The sequence below is a fragment of the Aquirufa sp. ROCK-SH2 genome (genome assembly GCF_054558315.1).
Genome location: NZ_JBPXKB010000001.1, coordinates 169403 through 190989 on the forward strand (window position 1 = coordinate 169403; position 21587 = coordinate 190989).

The 21587-nt window shown below is 33.3% G+C and carries 21 protein-coding genes and 1 tRNA gene; 14 read left to right on the forward strand and 8 right to left on the reverse strand.

Translation table 11 applies throughout. The features are described 5' to 3' along the window. Nucleotides 1-99 precede the first annotated feature (99 nt). Nucleotides 100-831 carry an outer membrane lipoprotein-sorting protein gene (locus V7S79_RS00700; RefSeq protein ID WP_459488495.1) on the forward strand — a complete coding sequence of 244 codons (732 nt, stop codon included), beginning with the start codon at nucleotides 100-102 and terminating at the stop codon, nucleotides 829-831. A gap of 90 nt (nucleotides 832-921) precedes the next feature. After that, complete coding sequence (locus tag V7S79_RS00705) at nucleotides 922-1377, forward strand: hypothetical protein (RefSeq protein WP_459488496.1); 456 nt, start codon at nucleotides 922-924, stop codon at nucleotides 1375-1377. 108 nt (nucleotides 1378-1485) lie between these two features. On the opposite strand, the gene V7S79_RS00710 is transcribed toward V7S79_RS00705, so the two are convergent. The 3 genes from V7S79_RS00710 to V7S79_RS00720 are packed head-to-tail and all read right to left on the reverse strand — an operon-like array spanning nucleotide 1486 to nucleotide 3481. Continuing rightward, on the reverse strand, nucleotides 1486-2406 hold the full coding sequence (locus tag V7S79_RS00710) for a sugar phosphate isomerase/epimerase family protein (protein ID WP_459488498.1): 921 nt from the start codon (nucleotides 2404-2406) through the stop codon (nucleotides 1486-1488). A 4-nt stretch (nucleotides 2407-2410) separates the two neighbouring features. Then, on the reverse strand, nucleotides 2411-2764 hold the full coding sequence (locus V7S79_RS00715) for a transmembrane 220 family protein (RefSeq protein ID WP_459488500.1): 354 nt from the start codon (nucleotides 2762-2764) through the stop codon (nucleotides 2411-2413). Between the two features lie 12 nt (nucleotides 2765-2776). Continuing rightward, nucleotides 2777-3481 (reverse strand): tetratricopeptide repeat protein, encoded by a 705-nt coding sequence (locus V7S79_RS00720; RefSeq protein ID WP_459488502.1) that lies wholly within the window; start codon nucleotides 3479-3481, stop codon nucleotides 2777-2779. Between the two features lie 207 nt (nucleotides 3482-3688). Here V7S79_RS00720 and fsa point away from each other — a divergent pair, with 207 nt between their 5' ends. Next, a complete protein-coding gene (gene fsa / locus V7S79_RS00725) occupies nucleotides 3689-4351 on the forward strand; it encodes a fructose-6-phosphate aldolase (RefSeq protein ID WP_459488504.1) in 663 nt (220 codons plus the stop codon). Between the two features lie 12 nt (nucleotides 4352-4363). Continuing rightward, a complete protein-coding gene (locus V7S79_RS00730) occupies nucleotides 4364-5041 on the forward strand; it encodes a cell division ATP-binding protein FtsE (protein WP_459488506.1) in 678 nt (225 codons plus the stop codon). A 136-nt stretch (nucleotides 5042-5177) separates the two neighbouring features. Here the strand turns inward: V7S79_RS00730 and porX are convergent, their stop codons facing one another. Further along, nucleotides 5178-6743: a T9SS response regulator signal transducer PorX gene (porX, locus tag V7S79_RS00735; protein WP_459488509.1), complete on the reverse strand. Its 1566-nt coding sequence runs from the start codon at nucleotides 6741-6743 to the stop codon at nucleotides 5178-5180. A 136-nt stretch (nucleotides 6744-6879) separates the two neighbouring features. Here porX and V7S79_RS00740 point away from each other — a divergent pair, with 136 nt between their 5' ends. Both V7S79_RS00740 and V7S79_RS00745 read left to right on the forward strand, forming a co-directional pair. Next, nucleotides 6880-7173, forward strand: a complete 294-nt coding sequence (locus tag V7S79_RS00740; protein ID WP_459488511.1) for a HesB/IscA family protein — start codon at nucleotides 6880-6882, stop codon at nucleotides 7171-7173. Continuing rightward, nucleotides 7170-8096, forward strand: a complete 927-nt coding sequence (locus V7S79_RS00745; protein WP_459489260.1) for a Ppx/GppA phosphatase family protein — start codon at nucleotides 7170-7172, stop codon at nucleotides 8094-8096. The genes V7S79_RS00740 and V7S79_RS00745 overlap by 4 nt, the downstream gene beginning before the upstream one ends. Here the strand turns inward: V7S79_RS00745 and V7S79_RS00750 are convergent. Next, nucleotides 8059-8130, reverse strand: a tRNA-Arg gene (locus tag V7S79_RS00750). The genes V7S79_RS00745 and V7S79_RS00750 overlap by 38 nt on opposite strands. 78 nt (nucleotides 8131-8208) lie before the next feature. Continuing rightward, a complete protein-coding gene (locus V7S79_RS00755; RefSeq protein WP_459488513.1) occupies nucleotides 8209-8472 on the reverse strand; it encodes a heavy-metal-associated domain-containing protein in 264 nt (87 codons plus the stop codon). A gap of 171 nt (nucleotides 8473-8643) precedes the next feature. Here V7S79_RS00755 and V7S79_RS00760 point away from each other — a divergent pair, with 171 nt between their 5' ends. The 7 genes from V7S79_RS00760 (at nucleotide 8644) to V7S79_RS00790 (ending at nucleotide 15515) form a co-directional block, all read left to right on the forward strand. Further along, nucleotides 8644-9225 (forward strand): Crp/Fnr family transcriptional regulator, encoded by a 582-nt coding sequence (locus tag V7S79_RS00760; protein ID WP_459488515.1) that lies wholly within the window; start codon nucleotides 8644-8646, stop codon nucleotides 9223-9225. A gap of 358 nt (nucleotides 9226-9583) precedes the next feature. Next, nucleotides 9584-10171: a Crp/Fnr family transcriptional regulator gene (locus V7S79_RS00765; RefSeq protein WP_459488516.1), complete on the forward strand. Its 588-nt coding sequence runs from the start codon at nucleotides 9584-9586 to the stop codon at nucleotides 10169-10171. A gap of 68 nt (nucleotides 10172-10239) precedes the next feature. Next, nucleotides 10240-11283 carry an NAD(P)-dependent alcohol dehydrogenase gene (locus tag V7S79_RS00770; protein WP_459488518.1) on the forward strand — a complete coding sequence of 348 codons (1044 nt, stop codon included), beginning with the start codon at nucleotides 10240-10242 and terminating at the stop codon, nucleotides 11281-11283. Nucleotides 11284-11320: 37 nt separating this feature from the next. After that, nucleotides 11321-12400: an efflux RND transporter periplasmic adaptor subunit gene (locus tag V7S79_RS00775; RefSeq protein ID WP_459488520.1), complete on the forward strand. Its 1080-nt coding sequence runs from the start codon at nucleotides 11321-11323 to the stop codon at nucleotides 12398-12400. Beyond that, a complete protein-coding gene (locus tag V7S79_RS00780; protein ID WP_459488521.1) occupies nucleotides 12397-13656 on the forward strand; it encodes an ABC transporter permease in 1260 nt (419 codons plus the stop codon). The genes V7S79_RS00775 and V7S79_RS00780 overlap by 4 nt, the downstream gene beginning before the upstream one ends. Nucleotides 13657-13663: 7 nt before the next feature. Then, nucleotides 13664-14341, forward strand: coding sequence for an ABC transporter ATP-binding protein (locus tag V7S79_RS00785; protein WP_459488522.1), 678 nt, complete (start codon nucleotides 13664-13666; stop codon nucleotides 14339-14341). 28 nt (nucleotides 14342-14369) lie between these two features. Beyond that, on the forward strand, nucleotides 14370-15515 hold the full coding sequence (locus V7S79_RS00790) for a GNAT family N-acetyltransferase (RefSeq protein WP_459488525.1): 1146 nt from the start codon (nucleotides 14370-14372) through the stop codon (nucleotides 15513-15515). A gap of 4 nt (nucleotides 15516-15519) precedes the next feature. On the opposite strand, the gene V7S79_RS00795 is transcribed toward V7S79_RS00790, so the two are convergent. Beyond that, nucleotides 15520-16809 carry an FG-GAP repeat domain-containing protein gene (locus V7S79_RS00795; RefSeq protein ID WP_459488527.1) on the reverse strand — a complete coding sequence of 430 codons (1290 nt, stop codon included), beginning with the start codon at nucleotides 16807-16809 and terminating at the stop codon, nucleotides 15520-15522. A 124-nt stretch (nucleotides 16810-16933) separates the two neighbouring features. Between V7S79_RS00795 and V7S79_RS00800 the strand changes: the two genes are divergently transcribed. After that, nucleotides 16934-19609, forward strand: coding sequence for a phosphoesterase (locus tag V7S79_RS00800; RefSeq protein ID WP_459488529.1), 2676 nt, complete (start codon nucleotides 16934-16936; stop codon nucleotides 19607-19609). Here the strand turns inward: V7S79_RS00800 and V7S79_RS00805 are convergent, their stop codons facing one another. Next, on the reverse strand, nucleotides 19610-21586 hold the full coding sequence (locus tag V7S79_RS00805) for a TonB-dependent receptor plug domain-containing protein (RefSeq protein ID WP_459488530.1): 1977 nt from the start codon (nucleotides 21584-21586) through the stop codon (nucleotides 19610-19612). Nucleotide 21587: the final 1 nt, after the last annotated feature.

The window sequence follows — 21587 nt, forward strand, 5'->3', positions numbered from 1 at the left end:
ATTTTTACCACTCATCATGGATTTTTTCCAAATATGTTTTTAATTAGATTTTTTTAACTTTTCTATCTATATTTCTAAAAAATTAAACAACCCACCCACATGAAAAAAATTATTTTAAGCTTCTGTTTTGGAGTATCTACTCTATTTGTTAATCAATTAAATGCTCAAACCACTGAAGAGATTTTAGTTAAGCATGAAGCCGCAATGGGAAGTCCTGAAAAATGGGCATCTATTAAATCGGCGATTGTTAAAAACAAGTTTTCTGTCCAAGGAATGGATATTGAATCAAAAACTACTTTGTTAGTTGGAAAGGCTTTCCGCACAGAAGTAGAAGTGATGGGGAATAAAATCATTACGGCTATCGAGGGAGACAAAGGATGGATGATTCGCCCAGCAATGATGGGAGGAACTGGTGAAGCAGAGGATATGCCTGCTGAACAAATTAAAATGGCTGATTCTCAAAAGCAATTAGGTTCTATTTTGTCTGCAGCTAAAAGTGCAGGTTCTAAAATTGAATTGGTAAGCAAAGAAAAGTTGGATGGAGCAGATGTTTTTCTTCTAACTGTTACAAAATCTTCAGGTGAGACCATGCAAGTGTATGTTTCAGCTTCTACTTATTTTGTGTTGAAAACGACAGGAAAAGTTAAAGCAAATGGTCAAGAAATTGATACAGAAACAAATTTTTCTAATTACAAAGCTGTTGATGGTTTGTATTTCCCTTTTACTGTTGAGGCAGCAAGTCCGATGGGAGGAATGATGCAAATAGATACTACAGGAGTAGAATTAAATGCAAGTGTAGATCCAACGATTTTCGCTAGACCCAAGAAATAATTGATCATTTTAATTTTAGATGAAGAGGTGGGTCACAAACTCACCTCTTTTTATTTATTTTCATTAAATTTGTAATCTAATTTTTTTTAAATGCGCCCAATAAAATTTATCATTTATATAATATCCTTATTTTCCATTCTTTCTTGTAAGGAATCTGTCAGTGGTCCGAAGACTAAAACTGAAATTTTAGTTTCTAAGGTATGGATGATTCAAGAAGTGAATGCTTCTGGTTATTTACAAGGCCAGGTATTTTTAAGAGGTAAAACTCCTGAAGGTTCTCCTTATGATTTATCCAAAGTGAGAGTGACTTTCAAATCGGATGGTACAGCTTTTGCAATTGATAATACCGGAAATAGTACCGCAACTGGCAAATGGAAATTAGGCTCAAATGAAATTGATTTATTAGTATCAGATACAAATAATTTCTTGCTAGATGGTACAGGAACTGTCCTAGGAATTACAGAAACAGAATTTAGCTTCAAAGGATCTCGTACTTATCGTTCAAATGCGATTGATGCTACTGTGCGAATGGTGCCAGCACTTTAAATAAAGAGAGAAAAGAGGAAAGAGGAAAGAGAAAAGAGAAAAGAGGAGAGAGAAAAGTCTTTTACCTCTTACCTCTTACCTCTTACCTCTTACCTCTTACCTCATCTCTTACATCATCACGCTTTTTATATGATTTCTTGCAGATAAAATCGCTTTTTCGACGTCTGCTTCATTGTTTTCATAGGCCTTGTCTTCCACTTCAATGACAATTGGTCCTCGGTATCTAACATCATTTAAGGCAGAAATAAATTTCCCCCATTGTATATCTCCTTGTCCAGGAATTTTTGGGGAATGGTATTCTAATGGATTTGCAAGTATTCCAACTCGGTCTAATTTATCTTTGTAAACTCTTACATCTTTCAAGTGAATGTGATGTAATTTTTCTTTATAGTGATAAATGGGATATAAATAATCCATCATTTGCCATACCATGTGGGATGGGTCATAATTTAATCCAAAATTTGAAGAAGGAATAATGTTAAATAATTGATCCCAAATTTTTGGTGTAGTTGCAATATTTTTACCGCCTGGCCATTCATCGTCAGTGAAAAACATGGGACAGTTCTCTATTCCGATTTTGATATTTAATTCATCAGCTAATTGGATGATTTCAGGCCAAACCTCACTAAATTGGTGTATGTTATAATCGACATTTTTTGTGTAATCTCTTCCGATAAATGTGTTTACAACAGGTATTTCAAGCGCTGCTGCGGCTCGAATGATTTTCTTAATATGATTACGATAAAATTCTGCTTTGACTGGATCGGGATCCATGGGGTTAGGATAATATCCCAATGCTGAAACTTTCGTTGGATGAGCTGCTAGTTTAAATTTTAAGGTATTTAATTCAGATTCGGTAATGGAATCAACTGAAATGTGAGAGACTCCAGCATATCTTCTCTTGTCTTCATTTTCGGTTGGCCAACACATAACCTCTACGCATTCAAAGTTTTTTTCATGAGCAAAATCTAAGACCTCTTGTAAACTTTTATGAGGCAAAATAGCAGAAGCAAATCCTAATGGCAGCATAATGTTAGAATTTTGATAAACCATAAAAACTTAAAAAAGAAAACGAAGCAATCCATAATCCAACAGCCTCTCTGGCTAGTTCTTGATTATGTGTTTTCATACTTAGTCCGTCAGTTAAAAAGCCTTCCCAAGCATCCATTTGAAACCAAGTTTGCAGGCCAGCTGAAAAAGATAAAACTAGAAGTACCAACATTAATTCTGGATTAATTTTGTTTCTGACAGCTTGAAGCGATGAATAAGTGGCTATCCCATAAATAGGTACCCATAAAATTGGATCTGGGTCATTGAATTGCCAATAAGTAAATAACAAAAACGTAATGGTAAATAATACCCCAAGGATGAAAATAGTTTTTTGCATAATTATGTAGGTTTATGGGCAAAGGTTTTTTACAGCTTCACTTGCCCCTGGATAATTTAACTTTTTTGCCTGCTGAAATGCTAAGCAAGCTTTTTCTTTCTTGTTTTGTTGGTAAAGACTTAATCCAAGAGCATAGTAGGCTTTTGAAAAAGAATTATTCACTTGTATAGCATTTTCGAATTGAACAATGGCTGAATCTAGTGAATTGGATTGGTATAATATATTTCCTAGGTTATAGATTGCATTTATTTCTTTTGGATTCTTTTGTATGGCGGTTTGAAAATCTTTTTTGGCTAAAGCTACTTTTGAAAGTGCTGCCCAAATGATTCCTCTTTGCAGAAAACCATTGCTGGAGTCAGGAGCAATTTTGATTGCATTTTGTACGGGAATTAAAGCTTTTTGCCATTGTAAAGTCTCCATTCTTACAGCTGCTAAATTCAACTGCGCTTCATAAAAGGAAGGTTTTATTTCTACAGCCTTTTCATAATTTATTTCAGCTTCCTTGTAATTTTTTTCTTGGAAATCGATCACACCTTTTAAATTATAGGCTTCTGCTGAACCTGGATTCTTTTGTAAAGCTTTCTCGATGGCATCTTTCGCCGAAATGATTTCATTCTTTTTTAATCTCGCTTTTGCTTCAGTCACCCAAGCGTCTGAAGATGAATCACATCCAATTAAAAAGAAAAATAAAATGCAAATAATACTCAGGTGTTTCATGATGTAAAAATCACTTTTTGTTTAATCAAAGTTAAACCCTAAGTTCAATTAAACCATATTTATTTTGAAAAAAGGAGATTTTTTTGCATATTTGCATCGGCAAATTACCAGCTCCCGCTGAATCCCCCAGGTCTTGATCGAAGCAAGGGTAGGTTGGTTGTAGCGGTGAATTTGCCATTTTTTTGTTTTATACTTTCTTATTTTCTTATGAAATTTTTTATTGATACTGCAAATTTAGATCAAATCAAAGAAGCTCAAGATCTTGGTGTTTTAGATGGTGTGACAACAAATCCTTCCTTAATGGCCAAAGAGGGTATTAGTGGAAAAGACAATGTATTACGTCATTACAAAGCTATTTGTGATATAGTAGAAGGAGATGTTTCGGCTGAAGTAATTGCTACAGATTACGAAGGTATGATTAGAGAAGGAGAGGAGTTAGCAGAATTAGATGAAAAAATCGTAGTGAAAATACCCATGATCAAAGATGGGATTAAGGCTTTAAAATATTTTTCAGATAGAGGAATTAAGACAAATTGTACATTAGTATTTTCTGCTGGCCAAGCTTTATTGGCTGCAAAAGCAGGAGCCACTTATGTTTCACCATTTGTTGGTCGTTTAGACGATATTTCATTTGATGGAATTGAGTTGATTGAACAAATTCGTTTGATTTACGATAATTATAATTTCGAAACTCAAATTTTAGCAGCTTCAGTTAGACATTCAATGCATATCATTAAATGTGCAGAAGCTGGTTCTGATGTGATGACTGGACCATTGTCTGCTATTTTAGCTTTGTTGAAACATCCATTAACAGATTCAGGATTAGCAACTTTTTTAGCTGATCACGCGAAAGCAAATTCAGGGAAATAATTTTTAGATTAAATGGCAAATTCCATCTTATCCTACGAAAATGTAACAATTTTGCAAGAAGGTGTTCCTACTTTGCAGAATATTAGTGTTCAAGTAAATGAAGGTGATTTTTTTTATTTAATTGGAAAAACAGGTAGTGGGAAAAGTACATTTTTCCGTTCTATTTTTGCTGAAATTCCTATCTATTTAGGTGTAGCCACTGTGGCAGGTTATTCTTTAAATAATCTCAAAAAGAGTGATATCCCATTTTTACGTAGAAAGTTAGGTTTCGTTTTTCAAGATTTTCAATTGTTGACGGATCGAAATGTGGCCAAAAACTTATCATTTGTTTTAGAGGCGACAGGTCATAGCAACAAAGATGAAATTCGATTTAGAATAGAACAAGTTCTTCAACAGGTTGGAATGTCATCCGCTATTGAAAAAAGAGTACACCGTTTATCTGGAGGTGAACAACAACGTATTTGTATTGCTAGGGCAATTTTGAATAATCCTATACTATTGCTTGCAGATGAACCTACCGGTCATTTAGATCCGCAAGTGTCTTTGGAAGTAATGCAATTGTTTCAACAATTGAATCAGCAAGGCATGACTATTTTAATGGCTAGTCATGATTATAATTCCATGAAACAAATTCCTGCTCGTTTTCTGAATTGTGAAAATGGGAATATTGTTGAGGTCGCTGGGTTGTAATTTTTAGTTATTAGGTGTTAGTTATTAGTTATTAGTTATTAGTTATTAAAATTCTTTTACCTCTTACCTCTTACCTATTACCTATTACCTCTTACCTCTTACCTCTTACCTATTACCTATATTACCTCTTCCTCAATCATTTCCCTGTCAAATAGACAATTGGAATAATGCATTCCTCCAAAGAAATACCGCCGTGTTGAAAGGTGTTTCTGTAATGACTCACATAGTGATTATAATTATTCGGATATGCAAACAAATAATCCTCTTTTGTGAATACATAACTTGTAGAAACGTTGTTTTTTGGCAAGAAAATTAATTCCGGCTTTCTGCAAACCATCATTTTATTCTCATTTTCCCAATTCAAATTTTTGCCTTGTTTGTATCGCAAATTGGTATTCGTGTTTCTATCACCAATGATTTTGATTGGGTTTTGCACTCGAATCATTCCATGGTCAGTTGTGATAATTACACGTCCTTTTTTGTCAGAAATCTTTTTTAGTAAATCAAATAAAGGTGAATGTTGGAACCAACTTGCTGTTAAACTCCTGTACGCTGACTCATCTGGTGCTAATTCCTTGATCATAGCCATGTCAGTACGTGCATGAGAAAGCATATCTACAAAATTGTAGACTACCACATTCAGCTGATTGGTTAATAATTTGTTGAAATTATCTACCAAGGTTTTACCTTGATGCTGATGAACAATTTTATGATAAGAAGCCTTTGCATTGATTTTTAGTCGCTTCAATTGTTCATTTAAGAAAAATTCTTCGTTTTGATTGAATCCCTCTTCGTCATCTGATTCACCCGTATCATTGATCCACTTATCTGGGTATTTCTTTTGTATTTCAGAAGGCATAATTCCGGCAAATATGGAATTACGCGCATAGGCGGTCGTTGTGGGTAAAATAGAATAATATGTTTTTTCTTCCTCCAATTGAAAATAATCTTGAATGATATGTTCCAAGGTTTTCCATTGGTCGTATCTAAGATTGTCAATCAATATAAAGAATAGGGGGCTTTTGTCATTGATTTTAGGAAATACATGTTTCCTCATCATTAAATGCGACAAAACAGGTGTTTCTTCATTGGGCTTTTGCAACCAATTTTCATAGTTTTTTTCAATAAACTTGCCAAAATGTACATTGGCCTCTGATTTTTGACTGCTCAAAACTTCGGCCATGGATTTATTTTCAGTTTTATCTATTTCCAATTCCCAATACAATAGTTTCTTATAAATCTCTGCCCATTCTTCTGCATTTAATTTATCTTGATATTGTAATGAAAGTTGACGGAATTCTTGTTGATAACTGATATTGGTTTTTTCTTCTTCCAAACGTTTTTTGTCAAAAATACGCTTGACTGAAAGTAATAATTGATTGGGGTTGAGGGGTTTAATTAAATAATCTGCTATTTTGGAGCCTATGGCATCTTCCATTAATTCTTCCTCCTCCGATTTGGTAATCATAATAACAGGCAAATTAGGTCTAATTTGTTTGATGGAAACTAAGACCTCTAAACCAGTCATTCCTGGCATATTTTCATCCAAAAACAATAAATCAAATTTTTGATTTTCTACTTTTTCTAAAGCATCAGCACCTGAATTGACAGTAGTCACCTGATATCCTTTACCCTCTAAAAATAATATATAAGGCTTAAGTAAATCAATCTCATCATCAGCCCACAAAATAGAATAGTTCATTTCAATAATTTTATCTCAAAACCCAATTAAATTCAATTTATTGCCTTCTCTAAAAATTAATTTTTGTTAAAACCACTAAATTGATATTCCCTCCTCAAAAATAGCTATTTTTGCACTCGAAATCATTATTCTTTCCATGTCAAATTCTGAACCAGTTCAATTTTCTGTCTCGGCCAAAGAAAACTTACTTAACATGTATGAAAAAGGTTCTTTTCCCGAGCCTTTTTTACGCATAGGGATGAAAGGTGGCGCTTGTGGAGGTTCGTATATTTTAGGGTTTGATCAAGCCACAGAGTTTGATGAAAAATATGAGATTGAAGGAATACCGGTTATCATTGATCGTCGTCAATTATTATTCGTCTTAGGTACTGAAATTGATTTTGAGACCCGAGCCAATGGCTTTTATTTACACAAACCTGCACAGATATGAAATTTGCTGCCATCGATATTGGATCCAATGCTGCTAGACTTCAAATCTCTAGTGTCTTAGAGAATGATGGAATAATTAGTTTTAAACGAATTGAATATGTTCGTTTTGCTTTAAGATTAGGTCATGATGTATTTAGTTCAGGGGTAATTTCACCAGAATCGGAAGTTCGTATTTTTAAATTGATGCATGCCTATCAATTATTGATGGATTTACATGAGGTAAAAGATTATGCGATTTGTGCCACTTCCGCCATGCGAGAAGCGGCTAATTCGTCGGATATAGTGACCAGAATTCATAAAATTTTGGACATGAAAATCCAAATTATTGAAGGTAATCGAGAAGCAGAGTTAATCAATGATGTTGTTGTTCAATCCTTGCACCCCAAGAAAAATTACCTGCATATTGATGTTGGTGGCGGTTCAACTGAACTTAATATTTATCATAATAGAGAAAAGTTAGCTTCGAAATCATTTAAAATTGGTTCAGTCCGATTATTAGAAGGAAAAGAGAAGATGGGTGATTGGGAGAAAATGAATAATTGGATTTCCCATCAAAAATTATTGATTGATGGTCCAATTACTGCTGTTGGTACAGGAGGTAATATCAATAAGTTATATAATATCTCAGATCAAGTTTCTGAAAATAAAGTAATGTCTGTCGAAGAACTCCAAAAAGTCTCAGATTATGTTGCATCGTTCAGTTATGAGGAAAGAGTGCATAAGTTACGTCTGAATACAGATAGAGCTGATGTGATTGTCCCAGCAGCTTCTATTTATCTCGCTGCTATGCAGGCTGCAGAGTGTCAAGAAATCTTTGTGCCCGACTTGGGTTTAAAAGATGGTATGATTCAGATGTTGTATGATCGGTATAGTAAGAAGAGGAATGTGGCCCCGCCGGGAATCGAACCCGGATCTAACGTTTAGGAAACGTCTATTCTATCCGTTGAACTACAGCGCCAATTTTAAAATTTTACAAAAATTCAAAAATTAACGCTGAATTGCAAGGTGAATGTCAGGATTAGATTAAATAATGGAATTATGACATTTTTCCTATCGCGCAACTTACATAAGATTTGGCTTGTTTGAAGAGATCATTTTTGCCTTTTTCTGGGTATCCCATTGAAGATAGTTTTTTTATGATTGCTTCCTTCGAAAAATTGTCTCCTTCTATTAATATTGATTCTTCTTCAATATTTACTTTTGCCAATTGGACTCCTTCGATTTTAAGTAATTCAGATTGAATACTTTTCACACATCCACCACATTTAATGTTTTCGACTAAAATTGATAAATTTTCCATGATTGATGATTTTATTTTAAGTAAATGTAGTTTACCAAAACAATATAAAACGTGATAAAAATCACTTTTATGTCATTTTATTTACAAAATTCGAAAATTGTTGTTTTGAAGATTTAATACTATTTTTGTTAATCTTATACTTTTCTATCTATCATTTATTACCACTGAGTCATGAATATATTCGACCGCTTGGCTTCCGGAACCTATGGAATTAAAGGCCTAATTTCTAGTTTTATTCTTACACTTACGGAATTGATGTATAAGAATTCTTACAAGAAGGGTGATATTATTTTAAAGGAAGGAGAAATTTGTGATAAGATTTATTACATCGAAAGCGGCCTGATGCGTTTTTATACAGTGAAAGACGGAAAAGAAATTTCAACATGGTTTTCATCAGAAGGCGATTTTATCACTTCTGCCAATAGTTTTCATTTTGAAATTCCTTGCCATGAAAACATTCAAGTTTTGGAAAATAGTATTATTTATTCTATTGATAAAAGTGTATATTTTCAAATGATTAAGATGCATAATAATTTTGCTTTGTTCAGTACCAATGAATTGTATTTTAATTTGGTTGAATGTCAAAATCAATGCCTACTTTTAAGAACTCTAAAAGCGGAAGACAGATATAAGTTTTTTATTTCTAAGTATCCAGATATGAAAAACCGAATTAGTCAAAAATATTTATCGACTTTTTTAGGGATAGATAATTCTTACCTTTCCAAAATCATACATAAAGAAGAGATTTCTTAATTTTTTTCTTTTTTTGAAAAAAAATAAATTGTATTATTTTGATATTGTATTCTTTGATGTATTTGTGAATGCTTGCAATTTTGCAAGTTTAAATTTTTTGCTTCCTGCAAAATATATTGCCAAATTGTCTCATCAAAGGCAATTGGTAGATTTGTTTCGATTTTTATTTTGATGATTTGTGAAATCACTACTTTAGCGCAATTTTAGTATATATTGAATATTTGTGTCGTTTTATCTTTTTTCTATAATTCATTTTTTCAAGTTAGAAGAATTCTAAAAATGCCGTTTGGGGGAATTAGTAATAATTGATTTTATGCTATAAATTTGACAAAAATCAATTACCTAACTATCATATTATATGAAACTAACCGAACGATTGAAATCAGGAAAGTATGGGATCAATGGATTTGGAACGGCGTTTGTTGCAGCTACTGCCTCTTTGTTTTTGACTCAAAAATTAAAAAAAGGAGAATTCCTTTTAAAAGAAGGTGAAATAGGTAATAGAGTTTATTATATAGAAAAAGGATTGATTAGATTGTTTACCTCTCATAAAAATAAGGAAATCTCAACTTGGTTTGCGAAGGAAGGGGATTTTATCTTTAATCCTAAAAGTTTTCATTACGAAGTTCCCTCTCATGAAAGTTTTCAGGCTTTGGAAGATTGTATCGTATATTCATTACCTAAAAGTCTGTGGTTTCAAGTGTCAACAATTGAATCCATTTATGCTGCTTATGCCCTTAATGAATTGATACAAAACCTTTGTGAAATTCAAAATCACTGTACTATATTAAGGAATCTTTCTGCAGATGAAAGATATGAATTTCTATTAACACATTATCCTTCGCTAAAAGGAAGAATTAGTCAGAAATATTTAGCTTCTTTTTTGGGGATAGATATTACCTATCTCTCTAAAATTATCAAAAAATATGAAAAGGATTCTGAATAATTAAATGTGAATTTATCTCAAAGGGATGTATATTTATAAATTATTACAACGATAAATTATACATTCCAATGATTCCTGTAAAAGCCTTTGGCGCAATTAATCCCAATTCAGAAATAGCTCCTTTAGATGTTCAACGTCGTGATGTGGGTCCACATGATGTATTGATTGATATTTTATATTGTGGAGTTTGTCACTCAGATATTCACATGGCAAGAAGCGAGTGGGGGCCTTCCATTTATCCCATTGTACCAGGACATGAAATTGTCGGAAAAGTAATTCAAATTGGATCGCATGTTACGAAATTTAAAGAAGGAGATATTGCGGGTGTCGGTGTGTTTGTAGATTCTTGTCGAACTTGTCCATCTTGCCGAAATGGTATGGAACAATATTGTGATGAGGAGATGACAGGTACTTATAATGGCTTTTACCGTGATGGCGTTACCCCAACTTATGGGGGTTATTCTGACAAATTTGTCATAGATGAAAAATACACCTTACACATTCCTTTTGAAAAAGATTTAGAAAAAGTAGCTCCTTTGTTGTGTGCTGGAATTACAACTTACTCGCCTTTGCGGTATGCAGGAGTAGGACCTGGTCATAAAATTGCTGTTTTAGGTCTTGGAGGTTTGGGTCACATGGCCGTTAAACTTGCTGCTGCTATGGGTGCAGAGGTTACAATGTTAAGTACTTCTCCATCGAAAGAAGCAGATGCTAAAAAATTAGGTGCTCATCATTTCGTTTTATCGACAGATAAAGAGGCTATCAAAGGTTTAGAAAATCATTTTGATTTTATTTTAAATACCGTGGCTGCCAAACATGATATGAATAAATTCTTAGGTTTGTTGAAGGTAGAAGGTAAAATGTTATTGGTAGGCATCCCTCCGGAAGATAATACTTTTGGTGCTGCAACTTTAATTTCAAAAAGACGAAGTATTGTTGGGTCAATGATTGGTGGAATCGCTGAAACGCAGGAAATGTTGAACTATTGTGCTGAAAAAGGCATCACATCAGATGTGGAAGTTATTCCAATGAAAGATATTAACAAGGCATTTGAACGTGTTATCAAATCTGATGTGAAATATCGATTTGTTATAGATATGAAGACAATTTAGCTTTTTTTGTTCAAATTCTAGATTAAATAAAAGCAGTATGAGGCTTACAATTTTGCTATTTTCTATGGTATTCTTTTTTTCTTGTAAGGAAAAGATAGAAACCATTCATCCTGAATATCATTCCATAACGGAATCTATATATGCGACTGGCTTGATTAAAAGTAAAAATCAATACCAAGTTTTTTCTTCTGTCAATGGAATTGTTGAAAAAGTATTTGTTGCTGAAGGAGATCGCGTAAAAGTGGGTGATCCATTGTTTTTGATTTCAAATAAAACGCAGGAATTACAAAAGGAAAATGCTCAATTAGCAGCAAATTATGCCAATATTTCAAATAATGTAGGGAAAATAAACGAAGCCAAAGAATTTCTTGAATTGGCTAAAAACAAATTAAAAACGGATTCCAATTTGTATCTACGCCAAAGAAACCTTTGGAAAGAAAATATAGGAACGAAAGTTGAATTAGAGCAAAAGGAACTCCTTTATTTGAATTCAAAAACGGCTTATTTTTCTGCAAAAGAGAGGCTTTCTGAATTAAAAAGAACCTTGGATTTTAATTCAAAACAATCCCAAAAAAATCTATCCATCAATAGTAAAATTTCAGAAGATTTTATAATAAGAAGTAAGATCAATGGAATAGTATTCAATCTGCAAAAATCTGTTGGTGAAATAATTACCACTCAATTCCCCATTGCAACTATTGGTAATTCTGAAAAATATTTCATGGAAATGCAAGTAGATGAAAATGATATTTTTAAAATTCACACAGGATTAAAGGTCTTTGTTACTTTTGATAGTTATAAAAATCAAGTATTTGAGGCATCTGTTAGTAAGATTTATCCTTATATGAATGAAAAGTCTAAATCATTTTTAATTGAGGCGGAATTTACTAAATCGCCTCCAAACTTATTTCCTAATTTAACTTTTGAAGCCAATATTGTCATCAATGAGAAGTCAAAAGCCTTATTGATTCCTAGGACATATCTGGTGGATGATTCCTTTGTGATCAAAGCAAATGATGAAAAAATCAAAGTGAAAACAGGTTTAAATGATTTTCAAATGGTAGAGATCCTTAGTGGTTTAAGTGCCAATGATGAAATAAAAAAACCGGTAAAATGAAAGTAAAGCTACTTTTTGAAATAGCAATAGCTCTTTTATTGGCTCGTTGGAGGCAAACTTTAGTGGCTGCTATCGGCGTAACTTTCAGCATCGCAATGTTTGTGACATTATTAAGTTTTATGACTGGCTTAAACGATATGTTGGATGGATTAATTATCAATCGAACCCCGCATATACGTCTGTACAAAGAAATCAAACCTTCTTCCATTCAAGCCATTGATTTAACGAAAGATCATTCGACAAAATACAATTTTGTTTCTTCTGTTAAACCCAAAAATGAACGAATAGAAATTTATAATAGTGGAGCCATTATTCAAAATCTAAAAAAAGATCCTCGGGTATTTGGAGTGGCACCCAAAGTTACCGCTCAAGTCTTTTATAATATTGGTGCCCTACAGTTTGGAGGTATCATTAATGGGATAGATCCAGTGGAGGAAAATAAGTTGTTTCTATTTGATACTTACGTTTCAGAAGGACAATATTTAGATTTAAAAAATGTACCTAATAGCATCATTTTAGGAAAAGGTGCAGCCGAGAAAATGTTGGCTAAATTGGGAGATGTGATACAAATTACCACTGGCAAAGGAGAAACCATCTCTTTAAAAGTAGTGGGATATTTTCAATCTGGCCTTCAGGATATTGATAATGTGCAGAGTTATGCTTCGATTAAAACTACACAAAAAATTTTAGGACAAAGCAATAATTACATAACAGACATTCAAGTTAAATTGAATGATATTTCGAAAGCACCTTTGATCGCTAAAGAGTATGAGCGATTATATGAAACGCAAGCGATTGATATCCAAAAAGCCAATTCTCAATTTGAAACGGGAACTTCCGTTCGAACCTTAATTTCTTATGCGGTAGGCATTACATTACTGATTGTAGCTGGATTTGGTATATACAACATCTTGAATATGATGATTTATGAAAAAATGGATTCTATCGCAATTATGAAAGCAACTGGATTTTCAGGAAAAGATGTTCAGTTGATTTTTATCAGTATTGCATTAAGTATTGGTGTATTTGGTGGATTATTAGGGCTCGCGTTTGGTTTTGGATTGACTTCCATCATAGATCAAATTCCATTTAATACGGATGCCTTACCCACGATCAAAACATACCCTATTAATTATAATAGCCAGTTTTATTTCATTGGAATTTCATTTTCCATTATCACAACCTATTTTGCGGGATATTTTCCTTCAAAAAAAGCTAGTAACATTGACCCTGTAATTATCATTAGAGGTAAATAATTTCAATATGAATAATAAGGTTTTAGAAACTAAACACATTAATAAATATTTCCACGATCCTGTATCTGTGCAAGTATTGAATGATGTTAATTTTAGTCTAAATCATGGAGAATTTGTTTCTATCATTGGAAAATCTGGATGTGGGAAATCAACCTTATTGTATATTCTTTCTACCATGGATACGGACTATGAAGGGGAATTGTATATTCATAATTCATTAATGACCAATAAAAGTCAAGATGAATTGGCCAAGGTTCGAAATGAGCAGATTGGGTTTGTTTTTCAATTTCATTATTTATTAAATGAGTTTTCAGTACTTAAAAATGTTATGTTACCTGGTTTAAAACTTGGGAAATTTTCCAATGAAGAAATTGAAAGCAGAGCATTTGAAAAACTTAAAATTTTAGGAATTGAAAAGGAGGCTTTGAAAAAACCGAATCAATTATCGGGTGGGCAAAAACAACGTGTGGCCATTGCAAGGGCATTAATTAATGATCCATTAATCATCATGGGTGATGAACCCACGGGGAATTTGGACAAAAAAAATACGGATATCGTCTATCATATTTTCAATGATTTGGCAAATGAATTTAATCAAACACTGTTAATTGTGACCCATGACAATGAATTTGCTGCTAAAACGCATCGGATTATTGAAATGGAGGATGGTAAAATCATCCGATGATTTTTTTAATAGATGATTAATTAACCTAATGATTGAAATAACTGATTATCAAATTTTTAATTCTACCGAAGAGATTCCTATCGAATGGGATCGTTTTTCAATATCTAATATTTTATTAACAATTCCTTATCTGAAATTTTTGGAAAAGGCCTCTCCAATCAATTTTACGAATTATTTTATCGGTTTATATGCTCAAAAAGAATTAGTTGGAGTCTTAATAGTTCAAAAAGTTGATTTGCAAAAAGTGGAACATTTTGGTCAGCGGGATCATTTTTTGAAAAAGCTTTTACGTAATTTTTTATTCAAAAACTTTTCAGGTCAATTACTTATAGTTGGGAACAATTTAATCTCTGGAACTGAATCTTTTAACGTTCATCCGAATGTAGATCCTAAATCGATTGGAGCAACCCTTGAGCGCATTATTGAATTGCATTTTAAAAGAAATGTTCATTTAACGATTTTAAAAGATGTTGCAAATTTTTTTTCGATATTTCCTGAATTAACCACTTCACCATCTTATTTTCATTTTACAGCACAGCCATGCATGGTTTTTACGATACCTGCTCATTGGAATTCCATGGAGCATTATATTCGTGAATTATCAAAGAAATATAGAGATCAATTCAAACGATGTAGAAGAAAAGGAGAGGGGCTCATTAAAAAAGTATTTTCTGTCGATGAGATACAATTTTATGAAAATGAGATGTATGAATTGTATTTGCATGTGGCTAATCATGCACCATTTAATACCTTCTTTTTGCCTAAAAACCATTTTGTTGAATTGAAAAAACAATTGAAAGAGAATTTTCGTGTTTGTGGTTATTATTTGGAAGGTAAATTAGTTGGATTTAATTCTATTATAATCAACAATCATTCTTTAGAAACTTATTTTCTTGGCTATGAAGAGAAAGTACAAAGAGATCAAATGTTGTACTTAAACATGTTGTATGATATGTTAGAATTTGGCATAAATGATCATTTTCAATCCATTAATTTTGGGCGAACGGCGATGGAAATAAAAAGTTCAATTGGCGCTGAAGCGATTTGCTTAGATAGTTTTATGCAGCATACGAATCCTTTGATAAACAAATATTTAGCTTCCATTTATCAACTACTTGAGCCGAAAGTTGAATGGAAAGCTAGGCATCCATTTAAAGTTCCTAAGGTTCTTTAGTTTTTTAAATTTTTACTTGTTTGAATTTCCCAGATTCATTTTTCCAATAAATAATTTTTCCTTTATTTCCGTTTAATATTCCAAATAATCCATCACCTACAATATCAAGATCTCCATCCAAATCAAAATCAAATAATCTTATCCATTTGATCCATGCGCCATTTCCTGCTTCATCTGTTATATCAAAGTAGTTTTTTGTATTTTCAGTGAATTCATTTCCTTTGTTAATAAATAATCGAAGACCATAACCATTGTAATTGGTATTGCTCATTGTTAATACATCGGTTTTGCCGTCCAAATCAAAATCCAAGAATAGCATGTCCATGATTTCCAAATTTGTATCTATTGGAAAATTAATTGCTTTTGATCGATCGAAAATTCCATTTTCATTCAATATAACTCTGAGTGTTTTTGAAGAGCCAAGAAATAAATCTAAAAACCCATCTTTATTAATGTCATAAAGTTCTACTGTATAGTAATTATCATTGTTACTGAAATTTTTAAAAATTGAATTGCTTAGTTCAAATTTTCGATTCCCTTTATTGATATAGCAAGTTGGGTGTACGGGAATTATCGCACTTCCACCTGAATAAGCTACAATATCTATCAAACCGTCGTTATTTATATCGCCCGTCGCTCCACCATGAAAATATCCGATATCTTTATTTAGATATTGATATTTCAGCTCTCTTGGATAAAATATACCCAGTGAATCTCCAGGAAAAGGCATTCCATCATAACCTGATGAAAATAACATGATATCCGATTTTTTGTCATTATCCATGTCTGAAATCACACATTTCCGAACCTGAGTTAATCCCTTTTGTAAATTATAAGTTAAAAGGTTCGTCGTATATTCAGAAAATAAATGTAAACCGGTTGCATTTGTTGGCCATGGATTTTTCCAGTAATAGGCCCAAAGGTCTTTTTTCCCATCTCCAGTGAAATCTGCGTATAAATAAGTACCTAAATCATTCCAATAGTAATTTTTTGATGGACTAAATGTGTTGGTGGTTCCTGTATTATAAGGTTCATAGAGCCCAGTAGAATTTAATTCAAACCCCCAATATTTACTTGCAAATACATCAAACAATTCTGTCATTTCTACAGTAGTTGTGTACCAAGAAGTTGTTTTGTTGATTGCTGATACAGAATCCAAAGTTTTTTTTGAGTAGACAATTGGCTTATTTGTACTTGGAGTAACTGTTGTTGAACTTGCTGGTGTGATATTTTCTGTTTTTGAACAAGCAGATAAAATAAGAATTATAATAAAATAGGTGATAAATTTATACATGGGCTATTGGGGAGGCTTTTCTTGGATTAGCTATACGAAATTAATAAACATCTCTCTTAAAATTTAATAATTGCATGACATGTTTTAAAATCAGAATTTTTATCTTTCCATAAATAATCTATTTATGAAAAAAATTCTGAATCTAGTTGCCCTCTCGTTATTTAGTTTTACCTCCTTCAGTCAGCAAATTTTAGAAGTTCCTGGTTTACAGGAGTATGCCAAAATTGATACATCCAACTATTCTGTTTTACCGAGTGGTCGATATGTTAAACCAGCTGGAAAAACTTTGCGAATTAATTCCGATGCATTTGGTTTAGCGATTAGTCCCAATGGAAAATGGGCGGTAAGTTTACATAACGCAGCTTTTACCCGGATTGATTTAACCAGTCAAGTTGCTAAACGTTTTCCTGCCTTTGGTACTCCTGATAAATTGTCTCCTTACGGAAAAAGCACTTTCATTGGTGTCGTATTTTCTGCTGATAGTAAAAAAATCTATTTGAGTGGTGGCGATTTTGGCACTGTTTTGGAAGTTGATGTGGAAGATGGAAAAGTTTTGAGAACCATGTCTATCAATGGAAAAATTGGTAAAAAAAATTGGGAAGAAAGTTTTACAACCGACTTAGTCCTATTAGAAGAAAAAAATCAGTTGCTTGTATTGGATCAAGCCAATTATCGTTTGGTTCGTTTGGATTTGCTTTCAGGCAAGGTAATTTCAAATACTCCTACTGGTCGCATTCCGTTTGGTATAAGTTTAAGTCCGGATCATAAATATGCATTTGTTGCTAATGTTGGAATGTATGCCTATCCAGTTGTGGAAGGAACGACTGAGAAAAATATTGAATCGCAACATATTCCATACCATCCTTATGGAAATGATACGAAAGAGTCAAGAGAAGGGACAGAAATAGAAGGAAAGAAGATTCCGGGTCTTGGTGATCCCCGTTCAGATGAAGCAATGAGTGTTTTTCAAATAGATTTATCGACGAATAAAATTGTAAAAAAATATAAACCTGGTTTTCAAATAGGAGAGATGGTAGAAGAGATGGAAGTGGTAGGGGGATCGAGTCCCAATTCCATTGCTGTTAGTTCCCAATATATTTTTGTGAGTAATGCGACAAACGATAATATCACTGTAATCGATTATAAAACGCGAAAAATCAAAACGCATATTCCTATTCAATTTTCTAAATTATTGGATAAAAGACGCGGATATTTGCCGTTTGGATTGACTTTGAGTAAAGATGAAAAAACCTTGTTTGTTACCTTGCTGGGATTTAATGCAGTAGCCATTATTGATGTGGAGTCTCAAAAATCCAAAGGATTTATTCCAACTGGCTGGGGTCCAACTCGTGTTAAATTATCAGCCGATGAAAAAATGATATACATTACTTCTTGCCGTGGTTTTGGGGCTGGTCCAAATGGTGGAAAAGGATATCAAGCGCCAGCTCAAGGAACGTATATTGGCGATGTACAATTAGGTACTTTTCAAATGGTACAACAACCTAATTCTACTCAATTGGCAGAGTTGACGCAACAAGTTCAAAATAATACTTTTATCCAAAAATCTATTCAGGATCGCGGAAATAAGGTGTTTTCTTTGAAATCAAATTCTGATTCACCAATTAAACACATTGTATATATCACCAAAGAAAACCGTACTTATGATGAGGTTTTTGGACAATTCAAGGGCGCAGTAGGAGATTCAACCATTGCTAAATTTGGTTTAAATCGTACCGTCATTGATAAGAATGTTGTTTTCAAAAATGCGGATATTTCACCTAATCACCATCGAATTGCTTCTCAGTTTGCCATGAGCGATAATTTTTATTGTGATAGCGATGCTTCAATTCACGGTCACCACTGGATGATGGGGGTGATTCCAAACGAATGGGTAGAAGCTAATTCAAGTGTCTCAAAAAGCTCCAAAGCGCTCTCGCCTGCTCCTGGCAGAAGGATGCCTAAGACAACAGGAAGCATGGATCCGGAGGATTATGCGGAGGTTGGTGGACTTTGGGAAGCTTTAGAACGCAAAAATGTTTCGTTTTATAATTTTGGAGAAGCCAATGAAACAGGACATGTTCGGGAAGATTGGTTTGATACATTGACGGGCGCTGGCCACATTGTAATGGTTCCCATGCAAAAGGCTTTGTACAAAAATACAAGTCATAATTATGCAGGTTTTAATATGAGTATTCCAGATCAATTTAGGGTAGAGCAATTTACGGAAGAATTCACCAAAAAATGGTTGAACGGTTCTGGTAAACTACCTTCATTAATCACCATTCAATTACCAAATGATCATGGGGCTGATGTAGATTCAGTAGCGGGTTTCCCTTACCGACCTTCTTATATGGAAGATAATGATTTGGCATTAGGAAGAATGTTGGAGTTTTTATCTCATACGCCCTATTGGAAAAATATGTTAGTGATTGTGACAGAGGATGATCCACAAGGAGGAATTGATCACATAGATGCGCATAGAAGTATTTTAATGATGGCTGGACCTTATGTTAAAAAGAATTATGTATCAAAACGCCATGCAAATTTCGGTTCTATCTTGCGCGTAATTTATACTTTATTGGATATTCCTGCGGTTAATCATTATGATCAAACGGCTTCTATTTTGGATGATTTTTTTACGGAACAACCCGATTTTAAACCGTATGAATTTGTTTTTCCAGACAAGCGAATTTTCGATGCAGATAAAACAATGATCAAATACAATCGTAAAATTGATTGGAGAAAAATCAAAAAAACGATTGAAATGGACGATGTGAATGATCAAAGAAAAAATCATTAATCACCATTGGTAGGTAAATTGGACGAATAAACTTCTACCCATACCGTCAATGCCTGATCCATGCATTCTGTAAGGAATGTTAGCCAAATTAACTCCCTGCAAACTTACCAAGGTATGGGAGCTAATTTGGTATTTAAACTGTGAATTAATGATTCCCCAGCCGGCAGTACCATTCGGATTCATTCGATTGTCAGATTTGTCTCCAGCACTTAATCGGTCTTGTCTATCAGCGAAAATCCAATTAATTCCAATGCCCCATTTCGAATGTTGATAATCAATTTGAACATTTCCATGGAATGGAGGAATTCGACGCATAGGTTCGTTTTGACTTACATTTTGCCCGAAAGTATAAGATATTTGACTTTTAATAATTAGTTGCGGATTGAGTGTAAATCCTTGATTAATTTCAAATCCATACAAATAGGCTTGATCGATGTTTTCCTTTTTATAAACTACATAAGATTGAATGGTTTCACTTGTTTTTACTCGATTGATGATATTTTCTAATTGAGTATGGAAAAATACCCATTCGCTACTCAATGAACCAATTTTTGACCGTAATCCGAATGTTTTGTTAAATGAATATTCAGGTTTTAGTTGAAATGCAGGTAATTCATATCTAAAGTCAACAATACCTAAACTACCTAAATCATCCATATTGGGAGCTCTAAATCCCGTTGAATAATTGAAAAATAATGTAGCATTTTTGTTGAACGTATATGAAGTCCCTAAATCATATACAAACGCTCCCATGGATATAGTTGATTTACCAACAGTTGTATCTGGAATAACGGCAATTGATTGTTGAAATCGTAGTCCAGTATGAAATTCCCAAGGCTTTGCATACCATTCATGTAAGCTAAAAGCAGATAAACTAGTAAAGTTGGAATCGTCTGGATATAATCCTCTCAAATTCGTTGTTTTATTAACGTTTAGATCCTTTCTATTGCTATAAATCAAATCGTTGTAAACTTCTATGCCACTAATGGATGAATGCGCTTGAAATAAATTACTTTTTATTTGAGAGGTAAATCCCAAGGTTTGTATCTGATCACTTTCCAAACGAGTAGTAGAACTGGCATTCTTTTGCAATTTTCTATCTTCATTATTTTTCTGATAGGAAGCTAATATTTCAATGGACTTGAAAATAGGCTGATTGAAATCTTTTTTTAGCTTCAAATAGGCCCTCTGATAATTTTGCAAGCTCATTTCATTGATTGCATAATTTTCGAGTTGAATTTTATGAAAAACAGGTACATTTTTTTGTTGATTCTGTTGTAATAAGGTTTCAAATTCCCAATTTGTTGGTAATTTCATTCGAATCTTAGCCATAATATTGGATTCATCAAATCCAGTTGGACTTTGAAGTCCACCATTTCCTCCTTTATTAATGTCGCCAAAGCTTTTATAACCTAAAGAAAAAATGGCTGATAATTGAGAGGATTGATAGGAAAATCGATTCAAAAAACTTTTTTCCATGCCTTGGCTAGCCCATCTTGTCGAGTGAGTACCACTCCATACTTTTTCCTCGCTGAATTCGGGTTGTATGGTAAATAAATGAATTGCACCCGATAAGGCATCTGATCCATATTGAACAGAGCCCGTTCCTCTCAATACCTCAATATTTTCAAGATTAAATGGGTCAATGGTATTCAAATATTGATTGGGACCATACCTAAAAGTAGAATTATTAAATCGAATTCCGTCTAAAATTAATAAGGTTTGGTTTCCTGTTAATCCCCTTACAAAGGCAGATCCTCCACCTTGATTGGTTCTTTGCATGAATATTCCAGGAATATTCGAAATGGATTCGGGCGTATTCAATGAATTTTGTTGAATTCGTTGCTTGGAGATTGCAATTGGAATAGTATTTGAAATACTTGCTTGTCGTGTTGCACTGACAACCACATTATTTAAAGTATCCGAATGCATGAACAACATTCGGATACTTAAAAGGCTAAGAATCGTTAAACTCATT